The 16,867-nt window shown below is 33.1% G+C and carries 15 protein-coding genes; 13 read left to right on the forward strand and 2 right to left on the reverse strand.

The annotated features are described in order from the left end of the window. Nucleotides 1-100 precede the first annotated feature (100 nt). The 6 genes from R1X58_RS08410 (at nt 101) to R1X58_RS08435 (ending at nt 7,106) form a co-directional block, all read left to right on the forward strand. Nucleotides 101-928 carry a prephenate dehydratase gene (locus R1X58_RS08410; protein WP_240573626.1) on the forward strand — a complete coding sequence of 276 codons (828 nt, stop codon included), beginning with the start codon at nt 101-103 and terminating at the stop codon, nt 926-928. Beyond that, nucleotides 925-2,070 carry a pyridoxal phosphate-dependent aminotransferase gene (locus R1X58_RS08415; protein WP_240573625.1) on the forward strand — a complete coding sequence of 382 codons (1,146 nt, stop codon included), beginning with the start codon at nt 925-927 and terminating at the stop codon, nt 2,068-2,070. The genes R1X58_RS08410 and R1X58_RS08415 overlap by 4 nt, the downstream gene beginning before the upstream one ends. Nucleotides 2,071-2,073: 3 nt before the next feature. After that, complete coding sequence (locus tag R1X58_RS08420; protein ID WP_240573624.1) at nt 2,074-2,925, forward strand: prephenate dehydrogenase; 852 nt, start codon at nt 2,074-2,076, stop codon at nt 2,923-2,925. Nucleotides 2,926-3,013: 88 nt separating this feature from the next. Beyond that, complete coding sequence (locus R1X58_RS08425; protein ID WP_240573623.1) at nt 3,014-4,096, forward strand: bifunctional 3-deoxy-7-phosphoheptulonate synthase/chorismate mutase type II; 1,083 nt, start codon at nt 3,014-3,016, stop codon at nt 4,094-4,096. Between the two features lie 125 nt (nt 4,097-4,221). Further along, nucleotides 4,222-5,574 carry a M48 family metalloprotease gene (locus tag R1X58_RS08430; RefSeq protein WP_240573622.1) on the forward strand — a complete coding sequence of 451 codons (1,353 nt, stop codon included), beginning with the start codon at nt 4,222-4,224 and terminating at the stop codon, nt 5,572-5,574. Continuing rightward, nucleotides 5,571-7,106, forward strand: a complete 1,536-nt coding sequence (locus tag R1X58_RS08435) for a DUF6770 family protein (RefSeq protein WP_240573621.1) — start codon at nt 5,571-5,573, stop codon at nt 7,104-7,106. Before R1X58_RS08430 ends, R1X58_RS08435 begins: the two co-directional genes overlap by 4 nt. A 61-nt stretch (nt 7,107-7,167) precedes the next feature. Here the strand turns inward: R1X58_RS08435 and R1X58_RS08440 are convergent, their stop codons facing one another. Then, nucleotides 7,168-7,839 (reverse strand): hypothetical protein, encoded by a 672-nt coding sequence (locus R1X58_RS08440; protein WP_240573620.1) that lies wholly within the window; start codon nt 7,837-7,839, stop codon nt 7,168-7,170. Between the two features lie 61 nt (nt 7,840-7,900). Then, a complete protein-coding gene (locus R1X58_RS08445) occupies nt 7,901-8,350 on the reverse strand; it encodes a hypothetical protein (RefSeq protein ID WP_240573619.1) in 450 nt (149 codons plus the stop codon). 88 nt (nt 8,351-8,438) lie between these two features. On the opposite strand from R1X58_RS08445, the gene rsgA reads away from it, so the two are divergent. The 7 genes from rsgA to queA all read left to right on the forward strand — a co-directional run bounded on the left by rsgA (nt 8,439) and on the right by queA (nt 16,695). Next, on the forward strand, nt 8,439-9,389 hold the full coding sequence (rsgA, locus tag R1X58_RS08450; protein ID WP_240573618.1) for a ribosome small subunit-dependent GTPase A: 951 nt from the start codon (nt 8,439-8,441) through the stop codon (nt 9,387-9,389). Between the two features lie 3 nt (nt 9,390-9,392). Beyond that, nucleotides 9,393-9,845, forward strand: a complete 453-nt coding sequence (gene dtd / locus R1X58_RS08455; protein ID WP_240573617.1) for a D-aminoacyl-tRNA deacylase — start codon at nt 9,393-9,395, stop codon at nt 9,843-9,845. Nucleotides 9,846-10,093: 248 nt separating this feature from the next. After that, the gene (locus tag R1X58_RS08460; protein ID WP_240573616.1) at nt 10,094-12,010 is read left to right on the forward strand and encodes a DUF3857 domain-containing protein; all 1,917 of its coding nucleotides are present in this window, start codon (nt 10,094-10,096) and stop codon (nt 12,008-12,010) included. A 5-nt stretch (nt 12,011-12,015) separates the two neighbouring features. Then, nucleotides 12,016-13,965, forward strand: coding sequence for a DUF3857 domain-containing protein (locus R1X58_RS08465; protein WP_240573615.1), 1,950 nt, complete (start codon nt 12,016-12,018; stop codon nt 13,963-13,965). Then, the gene (locus tag R1X58_RS08470) at nt 13,966-14,292 is read left to right on the forward strand and encodes a nucleotide pyrophosphohydrolase (RefSeq protein ID WP_240573614.1); all 327 of its coding nucleotides are present in this window, start codon (nt 13,966-13,968) and stop codon (nt 14,290-14,292) included. It begins immediately after the preceding gene. A 34-nt stretch (nt 14,293-14,326) separates the two neighbouring features. After that, nucleotides 14,327-15,550: a 3-phosphoshikimate 1-carboxyvinyltransferase gene (locus R1X58_RS08475; RefSeq protein ID WP_240573613.1), complete on the forward strand. Its 1,224-nt coding sequence runs from the start codon at nt 14,327-14,329 to the stop codon at nt 15,548-15,550. 95 nt (nt 15,551-15,645) lie between these two features. Next, nucleotides 15,646-16,695, forward strand: coding sequence for a tRNA preQ1(34) S-adenosylmethionine ribosyltransferase-isomerase QueA (queA, locus tag R1X58_RS08480; protein ID WP_240573612.1), 1,050 nt, complete (start codon nt 15,646-15,648; stop codon nt 16,693-16,695). Nucleotides 16,696-16,867 lie beyond the last annotated feature (172 nt).

Below are 16,867 nucleotides of genomic sequence, written 5' to 3' on the forward strand. Positions count from 1 at the left end.
TTTTATTTCTTTTTTAGTAAAAGGAACGAGGCATAGTATGTATAATTTATAAAATAAATTTAAATATAAGTCTCGGTGAAAATCGGGACTTTTTTTATACATGATAAATACAGTTGCAATACAAGGTGTGCTTGGTTCTTTTCATCATATTGTGTCACAACAATTTTTTGAAAAACCAGTTGAAGTGATTGAATGTTTAACATTCGATCAGGTAGTAGATTCTCTAATTACAAGAGAATGCGATGCCGCAATTATGGCTTTAGAAAATTCTATAGCGGGTTCTATTATACCTAACTATGCGTTAATCGATAAATATGGGTTACACATTGTAGGAGAACATTATTTAGATATTCAGCACAATTTACTGGCTTTGCCGGGGCAGAATATCAAGGAAATTAAAGAAGTGTATTCGCATCCTATGGCCTTATTGCAGTGTAAGGAGTTTTTTAAACTACATCCGCATATTAAATTGGTTGAAGATAAGGATACTGCTGAGGTTGCGCAACGTATTCAAAAGCACCAGTTAAAAGGTGTTGCAGCTATTGCTAGCGTTATGGCAGCTGAATTGTTTGAGTTAGATATCTTGGCGAAAAGTATTCAAACCATTCAACATAATGAAACACGTTTCGTAATTGTAAAACGAAATAATTCGGAAGTTGATGAAGCTAACATTAGTAAAGCTTCGGTAAAGTTTGAAGCCGATCATAAACGCGGAAGTCTGGCAGCAATATTAAATGTAATGAGCGATTGTAAGTTGAATTTAACAAAAATTCAATCCTTGCCAATTGTTGAAACACCATGGAAATATGCTTTCTTCGTAGATGTTACATTTGACACTTATGAAGATTTTAAAAAGGCAAAGTCTCTGATGGATATTATGGCACATAATTTTAAAGTGCTTGGGGAATATAAAAAAGGAAAAGTATGATTGAAGTAGCTAACAGACTGCAAACGGTAGAAGAATACTACTTCTCAAAAAAATTAAGAGAAGTTAGCGCACTTATTGCAAGTGGAAAACCAATAATTAATTTAGGTATTGGAAGTCCGGATTTACAACCACCGCAAAAGGTAATTGAAGCATTGGTTGAAGGATTTTCAAGTCCTGTTGCACACAAGTATCAGAGTTATCAGGGATTACCTGAATTAAGAGAAGCTATTTGTGGTTTTTATAAAAATCATTTTTCAGTAAGCTTAAGTCCGTTAACCGAAGTATTACCGTTAATGGGAAGTAAGGAGGGCATCATGCATATCTCTATGGCTTATTTAAATGAAGGAGATGCGGCGTTAATTCCAAACCCAGGATACCCAACGTACCAGTCGGTAACCAAATTAGTAGGTGCAGAACCTGTTTTTTATGAGTTGGATGCAGCCAATAACTGGCAACCTGATTTTGAAGCTTTAGAGAAGCAAGATTTAAGTAAAGTAAAAATTATGTGGGTTAATTATCCACATATGCCAACGGGAGCCGTGCCAAGTGCTTCGGTTTATAAAGATTTGGTAGCTTTCGGTAAAAAACACAATATTTTAATTGTTAACGATAATCCGTATACCTTCATCTTAAACGACGATCCAAAAAGTATTTTAAGTGTTGAAGGAGCTAAAGAGGTTTGCCTGGAATTGAATTCTTTAAGTAAAACGTTTAATATGGCCGGGTGGCGTGTAGGAATGGTTGTTGGTGATGGTAAACACATCAGTAATGTGCTTAAAGTTAAAAGTAACATGGATTCAGGTATGTTTTACGGCATTCAAAAAGGAGCTATTGAGGCTTTAAACTGTTCAAATATGTGGTTTAGTACACTTAATAGTGTGTATAAAAAACGACGCGATTTGGTTTGGCAATTAGCCGATGCATTAAAATGTACTTACGATAAAAATGCGGTGGGATTATTTGTTTGGGCGAAATTACCTGAAGGTATAGAGGCAGAGCCATTTATTGATAAAGTGTTAAAAGAAAATCATTTGTTTATAACACCGGGAACCATTTTCGGAACAAAAGGCGAAGGATACATCAGGTTTTCTTTATGTGGATCGACAGAAGATTTAGAAGAAGCCATTGCAAGATTTAAATAAAAGATGAACAGTATATTCGTAATAGGTGTAGGTTTAATTGGAGGTAGTCTGGCTATCGATATTAAAAAGAATAATCCAAATGCGGTTATTCACGGTATTGGTAGAAATGATAATACTTTAGATGAAGCCTTATCCTTAAAACTCATAGATAAAAAAGCAACGCTTGAAGATTTAAATCAAGCCGATTTGGTTATCGTATCTATACCTGTAGATGCAACGGTAAAAATATTACCAACGGTACTTGATAACATTTCAGACACAGGTCTTGTAGTTGATGTAGGCTCGACGAAATTAGATATCTGTAAAGTTGTTGAAAACCATCCAAAGCGCCGCAATTTTTTAGCGATGCATCCTATTGCAGGTACCGAATATTCGGGGCCAAGTGCAGCTATAGAAGGGCTTTTTGTTGGTAAAACAAATATTGTTTGTGAAGTTGAAAAAACAACCTTCAAACTTCAGGAGAAAGCCTTAAAATTGTTTACAGATATCGGGATGCGTATTCGCTATATGAATCCTGAAGCCCACGATAAACACATTGCTTACGTATCGCATTTGTCGCACATTAGTTCATTCATGTTAGGAAAAACGGTTATTGAAAAGGAAAAAAATGAACGCGATATTTTCGATATGGCAGGCAGTGGATTCGCTTCAACGGTACGTCTGGCAAAAAGTTCACCAGAAATGTGGACACCTATTTTTAAGCAAAATAAAGACAATGTTATTGAAACATTAGAAGAATACATAAATAACCTCACACATTTTAAAGACCTTATGAAAGATGATGATTTTGAGGCTATTTTTAACGAAATGAAACAAACCAATCATATAAAAGAAATACTTAACGGTATTAATTAACTAAGACGAATTAAGAATAATATTAGTAAAGTAAATTGAACCCGTGTGAGCCATCACATCTAGTAGATTTTAGGTAAATTAAACAAAAATGGAAAACAAAAAAGAAATGAGAACCTGGTTAGATGACTTACAATTAAGTCATCCGTTAGTAATCGCAGGACCATGTAGTGCTGAAACAGAAGAGCAAGTATTAAAAATAGCTCATGAGCTAAAAGATACTGATGTGAGTTATTTTAGAGCAGGTATTTGGAAACCAAGAACACGTCCAGGTATGTTTGAAGGAGTAGGAGCTTTAGGTTTAAAATGGTTGCAAAAAGTGAAAGAAGAAACCGGTATGAAAGTATGTACCGAAGTTGCTAACGCTGCCCATGTAAAATTAGCTTTAGAGCACGATATCGATTTACTATGGATTGGTGCTCGTTCTACAGTTAGTCCATTCATTATGCAGGAAATAGCCGATGCTTTAGAAGGAACAGATAAACCGGTATTAGTTAAAAATCCAGTAAATCCGGATTTAGCTTTATGGTTAGGAGGAATCGAACGTATTTACAATGCAGGGGTTAAAAATATTGGAGCTATTCACCGAGGATTCTCGACTTACGAAAAAACAAAGTACAGAAACAACCCGGAATGGCAATTGGCTATCGATTTCCAAAACAAATATCCGGATATTCCATTAATTAACGATCCGTCTCACATTACAGGAAAACGTGATATGATTTTTGATGTATCTCAATCGGCATTAGATTTAAATTTCGATGGATTAATGATTGAAACACATTACGATCCGGAAAATGCGTGGAGTGATGCAGCACAACAGGTAACACCAAAAACCTTAGTGCAGATTATGAAAGATTTAAAAATTAGAAAAGAGAGCGATTCTGAAGCAGAATACAATAAATCTCTTGATAATTTAAGAGCACAAATTGATGTAATTGATAATCAAATTATCGAATTACTTGGAAAGCGTATGAAAACAGCAGATGGCATTGGAGCACTTAAAAAACAAAAGAATGTTGCCGTGTTACAATCTAAGCGTTGGAATGAAATTTTAGGGAAAATGGTATTGGAAGGAGAAGCTCATGGATTAAGTGAAGAGTTTGTTCTTAAAATGTTTAAAGCGATTCACCAGGAATCTATTAATCACCAGGAAAAAATCCTTAACGGATAAAACAAAAAAGGCTCGCAATTTGCGAGCCTTTTTAATTTATAAAAGTAGTAGGTGAATTAAGCGTAAAAAATTATATTTGGTAGGATGACAGTGTTTTCTGTTTTCTCTACTGAAAATATATATTTATGGTGTTAAGAACTTTTTTTATCTGTTTTCTAGTATTTAGAGTTCTTGTCGTACAAGGTCAATCTAATCATTATATTCCTGGAAATATCGATTCTTTAGAAATTTATTTAAAGAAAATTAACACAATTCAAATTCAAAATATTGACGGGGAGTACGCTTCGAAAATTAAAAAAATATTTAAGGATAGAAATGAATTTGTTTTAGAGGTAATAAAAGATAGTACTTATTATTTTAACCCGGAATTAAAAAAGGGAATAGATGAAATTTTAAAAGAGATTTATGTTTCTAATTCTCAAATAGATTTTAGTAACTATTATTTTTTTATAAAGAATTCTATTATGCCTAATGCCGCTTGTTATGGCGATGGTATGTTTGAGATTAATTTAGGCTTAATTACAGTGTTAGAATCGGAAGATGAATTAGCTTTTACACTATGTCATGAGATAGCTCATAAATTGTTAGACCATTCGTTAAAAAGTATTAATAATCGAATGGATTCAGTTAATTCAAAGGAAACCAAAGAGAGAGTAAAAAGGATTAAGAGAGAAAAGTATGGACAAGTAAGGTCTGCACTTTCTGTTATTGATGAACTTAATATTGATTTTTTAGATTATTCAAAAGAGGTGGAAGCTCAAGCTGATTCATTGGGTTTTGTTTTGTATTCAAAAACAAGATATCAACCAACTCATGCAATTTCATCATTAGAAAGATTAAGGAAAATTGATGATATGATTCTGCATCATAATGTTGATGTAGATAGTGTGTTTAATTTTAAAACCTATAAGTTTCAATCGTATTGGCTAAAAGAAAACACCTCTATTTTTGATGTTGAAAAGCCTATCGACGAATTTGCTTTGGTTTCAGATACTTTAAAAACACATCCAGAAATTGAATTTAGAATAAACAAATTAATTAAAGAATTTGATGTAGATAACAGTGATGCTAAATTAATTTATACAAATCCAACTTTTCAAGATTTAAAGGAAATAGCACAATATCAAAGTATTCAGTTTACCTTGGATTTAAACTTTCTTGATATGAGTATTTATCAGTTAATTGAAAAAAGGAAAAATAAAAAAATAACATCCGATTACTATAATTATAAAATGGCAGAGGCTATTAAAAAGCTATATGAAGCGAAAAAAAATCATGTATTAGGAAAGTATGTGCCTTTCAAGGATAAATTTTCTGCCGAAAAGCAATTAAATGCCATTAGGCTTTTACTGCATAATTTAGAACTTCAAGAAATAGAACAAATAGGTTTTGCTTTTTGTAATGAGAATAGAAGTCAAATATCCGGTAGTAAAGATTTTGAATCAATTTGTGAATTTTTTAAAATACTTAATAGATGAAAAAAATAATTCCTTTAATCGCCTTGAGTTTTATTTGTGTGTTGGGTAATGCACAAGAGAAAACACTAAACGAAATTGCTTTATTTGAAATTAAAAATTCAGGAGCCTTTATCGATAAGAATAAAGATGTGGATGGATACTATTTTTATTATGAAGTGGATAAATTATCAAAAGATGAGAGAGAGTATGCTATTAAAATGTTAGATAATAATTTAAATGAGATTGGAACAAAGTCTTACGTAGACCAAAAGAATACTTATTTGGCCGATAGCAAATTTAATAACCATGCATTAATGTTTGCCATGGTGAATAAAAAGGAAGAACAGTATAAGTTGGTGACTTTTGATAAGAAAGGAAATCAGGCTGAAGATATCATAATTCCAATAAGTAAAAAAGAAATAAAAAGTATTACAAATATGGAAAGAACTGGTGCGTTTAATTTGTTGTTTCCAGTTGATGATAAGGGGTTTCTTTTTAATAGTATGAAAGAAAATAAGAAAATGGGCTATAGCTTAAAATATATACCTACAGATGGAGGAAATTCTTGGGGATTTAATTCAGCTGAAGATGTTAATGAATTAATGTCTATAAATCCCATCGAAGCAAACGAAGAGGTAGTGGTAGCTTTGCAAAGTGCTAAAAAGTCAGCTACGGCTCAAAGTGTAGATTTAAAAGTAATTGTCTTAGATATCCATACAGGAAAATTACTCTTTGAAAAAGAATATGACAGAGAAAATAATCCAAGATTAGTAACCAATGCTTTTTTAACACAGAATAAAAAGGTTGTTTTATTAGGTGAGTATTTTGATAAAGGGGAGAATATTATAAAAGATGATAGTAAAGGTTTGTTTGCTCAAATTCTAGAGTTAAATGGAGAAGATATATCAGATTTTAAGGTGAGTTGGGAAGAAAAAATAGATGAAATGATGCCTCCGGATTCTGATGGTAAAAAGCGAACAAATACTTATGTTTACTTTCATGATATTGTAAGAACAAAGAAAGGAAATTATTATTGTATTGGGGAGAAATACAGAAAAACGGTAAGTTTATCAGGTGTACTTGGAATGACAGTAAATCCTTATGGGGCAACAACTATGACCCAATTAACTATCACTGATGCTGTAATTTTTGAGTTTGGAAGTGATTTTAGTTTGAAGGATATAAAGGTGTTTGAAAAAGGTAAATCGCGTGCTCCAAGTTTAACTGATTTTGGAAGTCCACAACTAAATGCTCATTTGTTAAAGGCATCAGGGGCTTTTGATTATGAATTTGTACAGATAGATACAGATAGAGATAGATTTTATGCCAATTTTATTGACTATGAGCGATTAAAAGGAGAAGAAAATAAATTAGCGTTTAAAACAATTATTTATAATGACGGTAAATTTTTTGAAGATAAAATTTATTTAAGTAAATCAAGAGGGAAGATTCAGTTTAGAGTGTTGCCGGCTAAACTGGGAAATGTAATGTTAATGGAATTTAATAAGAAGGAGAAAACATTGCAAATTCATTTAGAGAAACTTAATATGTAGAAAGTAGCATATAAAAAAGGCTCGCCAATGGCGAGCCTTTTTTATATTAAATAAATAGAGGCTACTTATTAAAACTTTTTACAATGGCTTTTACGTATTGCTTAGAAGCTGATGAAAGATCTGATGGATCTTCAATTTTTGAAGTGACAACACCAATGAGTTGTTTGTCTTCTGGTTCATCTAAATTATAAATTACCGTTTCTAAAATGTAGTTTTTAGAAGTGTATGTGGTTGAGGTTTCCGGAACATAATTCCCTAAAGTCGAGTATGCCATGGGATGGTAGTAATACCCATAAAACCCATGATAATATCTTGGGTAATAGCCATAGTAGGTACTCCCCGCATAGTAACCACCATCGGTTACGGTTTTAGTTAATTCTTGAGTGTCTTTAACAATGGTTAAAATGACTCCTTCATAACCATTAGCTTCGATAATGGATTTAATTTTCTTTTCATCTTCCTGAGTAATCTTTTTATCAGGATTAAATTCAGGAGACTTATTAAAACTTGGGGTAGCTTTAATGCCTCGTTTTTCCAGTTCTTCAACAATGCTATTCTCGAAGGTTATTCGAGCTGTTGTGTTGTCTGTACGAGCAATAACTAATATGTTTTTCTCTTTAACAGAATTGATATTGTCGCCTTTCCAGGAATTTAATACGTCTACACTAGAGCATGACATCGCTGATATTAATAGTAAGGTGATGCAAGTAAACTTTAAAAAGTGCTTTTTCATAGGTTGTTAATTTAATTTTAAAAGGAACAAATTATTAGTTAACTCCTTAAATATAATAGATTTATTTATTTCTTTTAAAAATGTAGCGCGTTATAAAAATACCTTGTCCATCGTCTTTGCCACTATCACTTTCAACGGCACTAGTAACAAAAGCCAGTTCCCAGCCTTCTTGAACCATAGTGTTTATTTTGGAACTTAAAACGGCATCGTTAGCTGCAATATTTTGAAAACGAATGCCTCCTATGTTGTAAAAGTTTAAAAGTTTGGTTTCTTCAAAATCTTTCACGCGAATATCCCCTCGGTCCGATTTGTTTCTGGTATTATCATCTTCGGTTTGTTCAGTTGTAAAATCTTTATAGTTTTTTTCTTCAACAGAAGAAATTAATCGAGAACGCCCTAGTCCATTGGGAACAATCGATTCTACCGAGGTAATAACTTTATATTCAATTTGAGCTTGAGCCTCATTAAAAAATAGAACTCCTAAAAGAAAGACAAATAAAATACGTTTCATAATAGTTAGGTGTATTGGTGTTAAACGGTTAAATATAAATATATTCTTACTGAGAAAATAATTTTTTTAGAGTACTTTTGAAGCCGATATGACAGGACTCGTTTATAAATCTACAGGAAGCTGGTACACCGTTAAAACACAATTAGGTGAAACTTACGATTGCCGTATAAAAGGTAAATTCCGTATTAAGGGAATTAAAAGTACAAACCCGATTGCTGTGGGCGATTATGTAGATTTCGAACTGGAGACAAAAAACAATCAGGTATCGGGGGTTATTCATAAAATTCACGATCGTAAAAACTATATTGTTCGTAAGTCAGTGAACCTGTCGAAGCAAACTCATATTATCGCATCAAATATCGATCAGGTATTTTTGATGATTACCATTAATAATCCGCCAACCTTAACTAGTTTTATCGATCGGTTTTTAGTAACCGCCGAAGCCTATTCAGTTAAAACGGTTTTGCTTTTCAATAAAATTGATGCTTACGACGAAGAAACTTTAGATGAAGTTAGATATTTGGCTCATGTATACCGAAAAATAGGTTACGAATGCATTGGCGTTTCGGCAAAGTCTGGAAAAAATGTAGATAAGGTAAAAGCCTTAATGCAAGATAAAATAAGCATGTTTTCAGGACATTCGGGAGTTGGGAAATCAACTTTGGTAAATGCTATTGAGCCGGGATTGAATATAAAAACTAAAGAAATATCAGCACTCCACAGTCAGGGGCAGCATACCACTACGTTTGCTGAAATGTTCGATTTAAGTTTTGGAGGACAAATTATCGATACACCAGGAATTAAAGGTTTCGGAGTAGTTGATATGGAAAAGGAAGAAGTAGGTGATTATTTTCCGGAGATCTTTGCTTTAAAACAAGACTGTAAGTTTAATAACTGTTTACATATTAAGGAGCCAAAATGTGCCGTAAAGGAAGCTTTAGATAACGATGAAATAGCCTTTTCCCGTTACCGTAGTTACTTGCAAATTATTGAAGGAGACGAGGAACACTACCGAACTGATAACTGGGAAAAAGAATAAAATATGAAGGTAGTTATTCAGCGTGTTACTAAAGCAAGTGTAACAATAGAAGGAGAAAAAGTAGCGTCGATTTCAAATGGTGTTTTGGTTTTATTAGGTATTGTTAATGAAGATAATCAGGAAGATATTAATTGGTTGTCTAATAAAATAGTAAACCTTCGCATCTTTGAAGACGACAATCAGGTGATGAATAAATCATTAATTGATGTTAATGGCGATGTTATTGTAGTAAGTCAGTTTACACTTCATGCTGCTACAAAAAAAGGAAATCGACCGAGTTATATAAAGGCGGCAAAACCCGATATAGCGATTCCGCTTTACGAAGCCTTTGTGAAACAAATAGAAACCGATTTAGGTAAAAAAATACAAACCGGAGAATTTGGTGCCGATATGAAAGTCGAACTTCTTAACGACGGACCGGTAACCATTATTATAGATTCAAAGAATAAAGAATAATCTTTTCTTAATTTTTTTTCGTTTTAATTCCTTGATTTTACTGAGGATGATATACAAGTTCTCGTGAATTTATAATTCGTTTGTATGAATTGGATTAGGATTTTTGCATACTTTTTTTATTTTTGAAAGTAAGAATTATAATTAACCCTAGCCTTAGCTAATTCTCTCAACCTAATTAATTCTTAAACTATCCTCTTAACAGAGGATTAATAATAAATAATTAATTGAGAAATTATAAACTAAGGTTTATGGCGTTTAAAAACTATTTACAGTTATCATTCTTTTTTATCTCTTTCATCCTTTTTTCACAAGACAAGGTATTCACAAGTTCTAATATCCCTGAAGTGCTGAGTGATGGGGCTAATGCCGTTGTTCGTTTAGATGAAACCCGTATTGATTTGCTGAAAATCGATGAAATGCTGGTTTCAGAAAGACGAATTATTACAATTCTAAATAAAAGTGGAGATGACAATCTTAATGCTTATGTGCATTATGATAATAATGTGAAGATTAAGAATCTGGAAGCGACTATATTTAACAAGTTTGGAGCGGTAATTAAGAAAATAAAAGAGAAAAATTTTAAGGATGTCAGTGCTGTAGATGGTGCTACCTTGTATTCCGATTCCAGAGTAAAATATTTAGATTATACACCTTCAGCTTATCCTTATACGGTTGAATTTATTTGTGAAATATCTACAGGTAATACAGCCTTTATTCCTTCATTTATGCCAATCAATGAGCGTTATGTTAGTGTAGAAGAAAGTAATTATAGTATAACTTACCCTGAAGATATTCAGATTAGAAAAAAGGAAAAGTATTTAGAGGGCCTGGATTTAGAAAAGAAAGAAGAATTAGGATTAATAAGTTATTTTGTCAAAAATCTCGAAGCTTATAAACCTGAAGATTATTGTCCTAATCTGTTGGAAATTGCGCCTCGAGTTTTAATAGCCTCTAAGCAGTTTAGTTTAGAAGGCGTTCAGGCAGAAGTAGAAGACTGGAATGGTTTTGGAAAATGGATGTATAATGATTTGCTATTTGACACTTTAGATTTACCTCAAAGTACAGTTGACTATGTTCGAAATCTTGTAAAAGATGACACGTCTGATATAGAAAAGGCCAAAAAAATATATGAATACGTTCAAAATAAAGTTAGATATATAAGTGTTCAGGTAGGGATTGGTGGCTGGAAACCTTTTAAAGCATCTAAAGTAGATGAATTAGGTTATGGGGATTGTAAAGGATTGACTAATTATACAATGGCATTACTAAAAGCCGTTGGAGTTAAGTCTAATTATTGTGTTATTTATGCCGGTAATTCTCAAAGAAGCATGGAGCAAGATTTTGCTTTAATGCAAGGAAATCATGTTATTTTATCAATCCCAACTAATGAAGAACCTGTATGGTTAGAATGCACAAGTCAAGATGTGCCATTTGGGTTTATAGGTGATTTTACCGATGATAGAGATGTATTGGTTGTTACACCTGAAGGAGGTGAAATAAAACATACCAAAAAGTATAAAACGGAAGAAAACACCCAGTATTTAAAAGGAAACTATACAATCAATCCAGAAGGATCAATTAATGTTGATGTAAATATTATATCAAAAGGAATTCAGTATGATGATAAGTATAGGTTGGAGTCACAAAGTGCTCGTGATTTAGATGTGTATTATAAGGATCGATGGGATTATCTAAACACCATATCTATTGATAAGATTGAAATAGATAATAACAAATCTGATGTTTCATTTGCAGAGCATATTGGTTTTTATGTGCCGAATTACACTAAAAAGGCTGGTAATATCATGTTGTTAACAGTTAATGCCTTAAATAGAAATATTAATATCCCTGATAAATATAAAGACAGAAAATATCCAATTAAAGTTAAACGAGGCTTTATAGATGAAGATGAGGTGAAAATAACCTTACCTGAAAATTATAAAGTTGAATCACTGCCAGAAAAAATCGAAATCGAAAATAAGTTCGGGAGTTATAGGGCAGAGTTTATACTCGAAGATGAAAATGTTATTTATAAACGTAAACTCGTTATAAATGACGGTGTATTTCCTAAAGAAGATTATGATGATTTTCGAAATTTCAGAATAGATATTTCTAAATCTGATAATGCAAAAATAGCCCTTGTTAAGAATACTACTAAAAACTAAACCATATGAAATTAACAACCTTTTTACTTTGTATTTGTCTTTCAATAAAGGCATTTTCTCAAGAAGTCAAATTTGGAAAAATATCAACCGAAGAATTAGAGGAAAAAATGAATCCGTTGGATTCTTCTGCTAATGCGACTTATTTATATAAGTATAGATGGTCACACATAGAATATGAAGAACAACTAGGTGAATTTTATATGAAAACTGAGGTTCAGGAGCGCATAAAAATATATAATAAGGAAGGATTTAATTATGCTACAAAAGTTATTAATCTTCGTGTAGGAAATAATAAGGAGGAAGAATTTCAAGGATTAAAGGCTTATACTTATAATTTGGAAGGGGGCAAGGCAGAAGAAGTGAAACTTGATAAAGATGGTGTTTTTGAAACCGAAAAACATAAATATTTAAATCAGGTAACCTTCACAATGCCTAATATAAAGGAAGGTAGTATTATTGAGTATAAATATACCGTTGTTTCACCTTTTTTCTGGATGGTAGATGATTTTTACTTTCAACATGCTATTCCTGTAAAAATTGTAGAAGCTCGGTTTGATTCTCCTGAATACTTTAATTTTAAAACGATGTCTAAAGGCTATTTACCTGTTATTCCTGAAACATCACGTAAGTCTGATAGAACTTTTGATTGTTTGAGAGATTGTAATAGTTTTAATTTAACAAATGTACCAGCTTTAAAAGATGAACCTTACGTAAACAATATCAATAATTATAGATCGTCTATAAGTTATGAGTTATCGTTTGTTAATTGGCCTTTGACTCCAATTAAATATTATGCAACAACATGGGAAGATGTGGTGAAAACCATTTATGATAGCCCTGGTTTTGGCGATGAGTTAAACAGGAATTCTTATTATAAGGAAGATATAGAGGCTTTAATAGCAGGTGAATCTCAACCCTTGGCAAAAGCGGCTAAAATTTTTAACTATGTAAAATCGTCGATTAAATGGAATGGTTATACCAGTAAGTATGCTCAGGAAGGCGTTAAAAAAGCTTATTTAAGAAAGGAAGGAAATGTAGCTGATATCAATCTTATGTTAACATCGATGCTCCGTTATGCCGGACTAACGGCTAACCCGGTCTTAGTCAGTACCCGTGATAACGGTATTCCTTTATTTCCAACCTTAGATGGCTATAATTATGTTATTGCTGCTATAGAGTCACCAGACGGAATAGTGCTTCTAGATGCAACTACAAGCCATGGGTTGCCAAATGTATTGCCCGTGAGAGCTTTAAATTGGGAAGGCAGAATTGTAAGAGAAAACAAGACATCAAGCACGGTAAATTTATATCCTAAAGAAAAGTCGGTAAATCAGGTGTCTTTGTTAGCAAGTTTAAATGAATCAGGAGATCTTGAGGGTAATGTGCGATTTTTAAGAAGTAATTATTTTGCCATGAATTACCGAGATGATTTTTTTGAAGAAGGACAAGATAAATATTTAGAGAAGCTTGAAAGTAAATTTGGAAATATAGAAATTTCAGAGTTTAATGTTCAGAATGAAAAAGATATATCTAAGCCAGTTATTGAATCCTTCAAGTTTTCATTAGAAAGTCAGGCAGATGTAATTAATAATAAGATTTATTTTTCTCCACTGTTCTTCTTGAAGACTACTGAAAATCCATTTAAGCTGGAGAAAAGAGAATTCCCTGTAGATTTTAGTTATCCAAAGAGTAATAAGTACAAATTTGTGGTTAAAGTGCCAGAGAATTATAAAGTTGAAAGCACACCGGAATCAGTTCAGATGCTGTTGCCAGATAATTTGGGAGCATTTAAATATATCGTTAAAGCAAGTCCGGATGGTAAAACGGTACATATTACTTTCGATACAGACATTAACCAATCCATTATTGTTCCTGCATATTATGAGCAATTAAAAGCGTATTTTAGCAAACTCATTGAAAAACAATCAGAGCAAATCGTTTTAATTAAAGTATAAATGAATATTCAAAACGCACAACAGGAAGTAGACGAGTGGATTAAAAATCACGGGGTTCGTTATTTTAACGAGTTAACCAATATGGCGCAACTAACCGAAGAAGTTGGAGAAGTTGCTCGTATAATAGCTCGTCGTTATGGTGAACAAAGCGAAAAAGAAAGCGATAAGGATAAAGATTTAGGTGAAGAACTGGCCGATGTATTATTTGTTGTTTTGTGTTTAGCTAACCAGACAGGAGTCGATTTGCAGGCAGCTTTCGATAAAAGAATGGATAAGAAGGGAAAACGTGACCACGATAGGCACCATAATAACGAAAAATTAAAGTAAATTAGCGGCTTTGTTAAAAACAAACCAACTATTTATGCAAATTACTCTTCAAAAATCTGAAATAGCAAAGCAATCGTCTATTCAAATTACAGGTTCGAAAAGTGAATCAAACAGATTATTGCTTTTAAAGGCCTTATATCCGCAGTTTAATCTTGAAAATATCTCGAATTCCGACGATAGTAATTTAATGACCAAAGCATTAAGTTCGTCTTCAGAGGTTGTAGATATTCATCATGCAGGTACTGCCATGCGATTTTTAACTGCCTTTTTTGCGGTTCAGGAAGGAAGAGAAGTAACCCTTACGGGTTCGCAACGTATGAAGGAACGCCCAATTCAAATTTTGGTAGAGGCGCTTCAGGAACTTGGTGCAGACATAGAATATGTGGAAAATGCTGGATACCCGCCAATTAAAATAAAGGGCAAAAAGCTAACTAAAAATAAAGTGTCGTTACAGGCTAATGTAAGTAGTCAGTACATTTCTGCTTTATTGTTAATTGCCTCGCGTTTAGAAAACGGATTGGAGTTAACGTTGGAAGGAAAAATTACTTCAGTGCCTTACATTAATATGACCCTAAGTTTGTTAACAGAAATAGGGGTTGAAAATTCTTTTGAAGGGAACACTATTGTGGTTAAACCAGCGCCAAAGGACTTAGAACAGAAAACCTTGGTGGTGGAGTCGGATTGGTCTTCGGCATCGTATTATTTTAGTTTGGCAGCCTTAAGTGCAGTAGGAACAGAAATTACCTTATCATCATATAAAGAAAATTCACTTCAAGGCGATTCGGCTTTAGTGGAAATTTATAAACATTTCGGAGTTGAAACGGCTTTCAAAAATAACTCGGTTACATTAACAAAAACAGACAAGGAGGTTTTGGCGTTTTCATACGATTTAACCAATGCTCCTGATATCGCTCAAACTATAGCAGTAACCTGTTTTGCTTTGGGAATAAAATGCGATTTAACAGGGTTGCATACCCTTAAAATTAAAGAAACCGATCGTTTGGTTGCTCTAAAAACTGAAATTGAAAAGTTAGGAGGGGTAGTAGAAATTACTAACGAATCCCTTCATTTAGCTGAAGCTACTACCATTAACAGAGGTGTGGCAATCGCTACGTATCACGATCACAGAATGGCTATGGCTTTTGCTCCAATCGCCCTTAAAACCTCGGTTATTATTGAAGATGCTATGGTGGTTTCAAAGTCATATCCTACATTCTGGGACGACTTAGAATCCATTGGTTTTAAAATAACTAAATAATAATCACATATTTACTTGACAAGGCCTATCTGCAGATTGTATATTTGCAGCCTTCGACGTATTGAAGTAAATTAAAAAACAATAAAAGTAAACAGATGAAATTATCAAACTTTGGTTTTAACTTACCAGATGAATTATTAGCGGAATATCCGGCGGAAAACAGAGATGAGGCGCGTTTAATGGTTTTAGACAGAAAAAAGCAAACTATTGAGCACAAAATGTTTAAGGATATTGTTGATTATTTTGATGAAGATGATGTTTTAATCCTGAACAATACCAAAGTATTTCCTGCCCGTCTTTACGGAAATAAAGAAAAAACCGGAGCAAGAATTGAAGTATTCTTATTAAGAGAGCTGAATGACGAACAACGTCTTTGGGATGTTCTTGTAGATCCGGCTCGTAAAATTAGAATTGGAAACAAATTATATTTTGGAGACGACGATACTTTAGTAGCAGAGGTTATCGATAACACAACATCTAGAGGTCGTACTTTACGTTTCTTATACGATGGTTCTTATGCAGAATTCCGTAGAAAATTAAACGAATTAGGAGAAACACCACTTCCTAAATACATAAAAAGACAAGTAGAGCCGGAAGACGAAGAGCGTTACCAGACTATTTATGCTAAGAACGAAGGAGCTGTTGCAGCACCAACTGCAGGTCTTCACTTCTCTAAGCACTTGTTAAAGCGTTTAGAAATTAAAGGTGTAAACTTTGCTGAGGTCACTTTACATGTTGGTTTAGGTACTTTTAACCCAGTTGAGGTAGAAGATTTATCGAAGCACAAAATGGATAGCGAAGAGCTTAAAATTGATGAAAAAGCTGTAGAAACGGTTAACAAAGGTATTCGTAGTAAAAAACGTGTATGTGCTGTTGGTACAACCGTTATGCGTGCTATTGAGAGTTCGGTATCTTCAAATGGAGAATTAAACGAGTACGAAGGTTGGACTAATAAATTCATTTTCCCTCCTTACGATTTCAGTATCGCAAACTGTATGATTACTAACTTCCATACACCAAAATCAACATTATTAATGATGATTTCTGCGTTTGCTGGTCATGATTTCATGAAAAAAGCATATGACGAAGCTGTAAAAGAAGGCTACAAGTTCTACAGTTACGGTGATGCCATGTTAATCTTATAAAAAATTTAAAGCCTTGTTTTTACAAGGCTTTTTTCTTTCTTTAAATTAGGGCGTTACCCTGCGGGTCGCGCTTTCCGCGCTACACGGTATCTTGCTTCAATCCCTAACGCAAAAAGATAGAAATTGAAAGTTACTGTTAGTTAAATTCCAGTCTCAAGCTTCCAATTTCACT

Origin of the sequence: Aestuariibaculum lutulentum, assembly GCF_032926325.1 — a bacterium.
GTDB classification, from domain to species: Bacteria; Bacteroidota; Bacteroidia; order Flavobacteriales; family Flavobacteriaceae; genus Aestuariibaculum; species Aestuariibaculum lutulentum.

What these genes read in the sequence shown, in the direction of transcription:
- dtd (WP_240573617.1), top strand. Translation starts at nt 9,393, where the DNA reads ATGAAGGTAGTTATTCAGCGTGTTACTAAAGCAAGTGTAACAATAGAA.
- R1X58_RS08415 (WP_240573625.1), top strand. Translation starts at nt 925, where the DNA reads ATGATTGAAGTAGCTAACAGACTGCAAACGGTAGAAGAATACTACTTC.
- R1X58_RS08445 (WP_240573619.1), bottom strand. Translation starts at nt 8,350, where the DNA reads ATGAAACGTATTTTATTTGTCTTTCTTTTAGGAGTTCTATTTTTTAAT.
- R1X58_RS08440 (WP_240573620.1), bottom strand. Translation starts at nt 7,839, where the DNA reads ATGAAAAAGCACTTTTTAAAGTTTACTTGCATCACCTTACTATTAATA.
- R1X58_RS08435 (WP_240573621.1), top strand. Translation starts at nt 5,571, where the DNA reads ATGAAAAAAATAATTCCTTTAATCGCCTTGAGTTTTATTTGTGTGTTG.
- R1X58_RS08410 (WP_240573626.1), top strand. Translation starts at nt 101, where the DNA reads ATGATAAATACAGTTGCAATACAAGGTGTGCTTGGTTCTTTTCATCAT.
- R1X58_RS08425 (WP_240573623.1), top strand. Translation starts at nt 3,014, where the DNA reads ATGGAAAACAAAAAAGAAATGAGAACCTGGTTAGATGACTTACAATTA.
- R1X58_RS08465 (WP_240573615.1), top strand. Translation starts at nt 12,016, where the DNA reads ATGAAATTAACAACCTTTTTACTTTGTATTTGTCTTTCAATAAAGGCA.
- R1X58_RS08420 (WP_240573624.1), top strand. Translation starts at nt 2,074, where the DNA reads ATGAACAGTATATTCGTAATAGGTGTAGGTTTAATTGGAGGTAGTCTG.
- rsgA (WP_240573618.1), top strand. Translation starts at nt 8,439, where the DNA reads ATGACAGGACTCGTTTATAAATCTACAGGAAGCTGGTACACCGTTAAA.
- R1X58_RS08475 (WP_240573613.1), top strand. Translation starts at nt 14,327, where the DNA reads ATGCAAATTACTCTTCAAAAATCTGAAATAGCAAAGCAATCGTCTATT.
- R1X58_RS08460 (WP_240573616.1), top strand. Translation starts at nt 10,094, where the DNA reads ATGGCGTTTAAAAACTATTTACAGTTATCATTCTTTTTTATCTCTTTC.
- R1X58_RS08470 (WP_240573614.1), top strand. Translation starts at nt 13,966, where the DNA reads ATGAATATTCAAAACGCACAACAGGAAGTAGACGAGTGGATTAAAAAT.
- queA (WP_240573612.1), top strand. Translation starts at nt 15,646, where the DNA reads ATGAAATTATCAAACTTTGGTTTTAACTTACCAGATGAATTATTAGCG.
- R1X58_RS08430 (WP_240573622.1), top strand. Translation starts at nt 4,222, where the DNA reads ATGGTGTTAAGAACTTTTTTTATCTGTTTTCTAGTATTTAGAGTTCTT.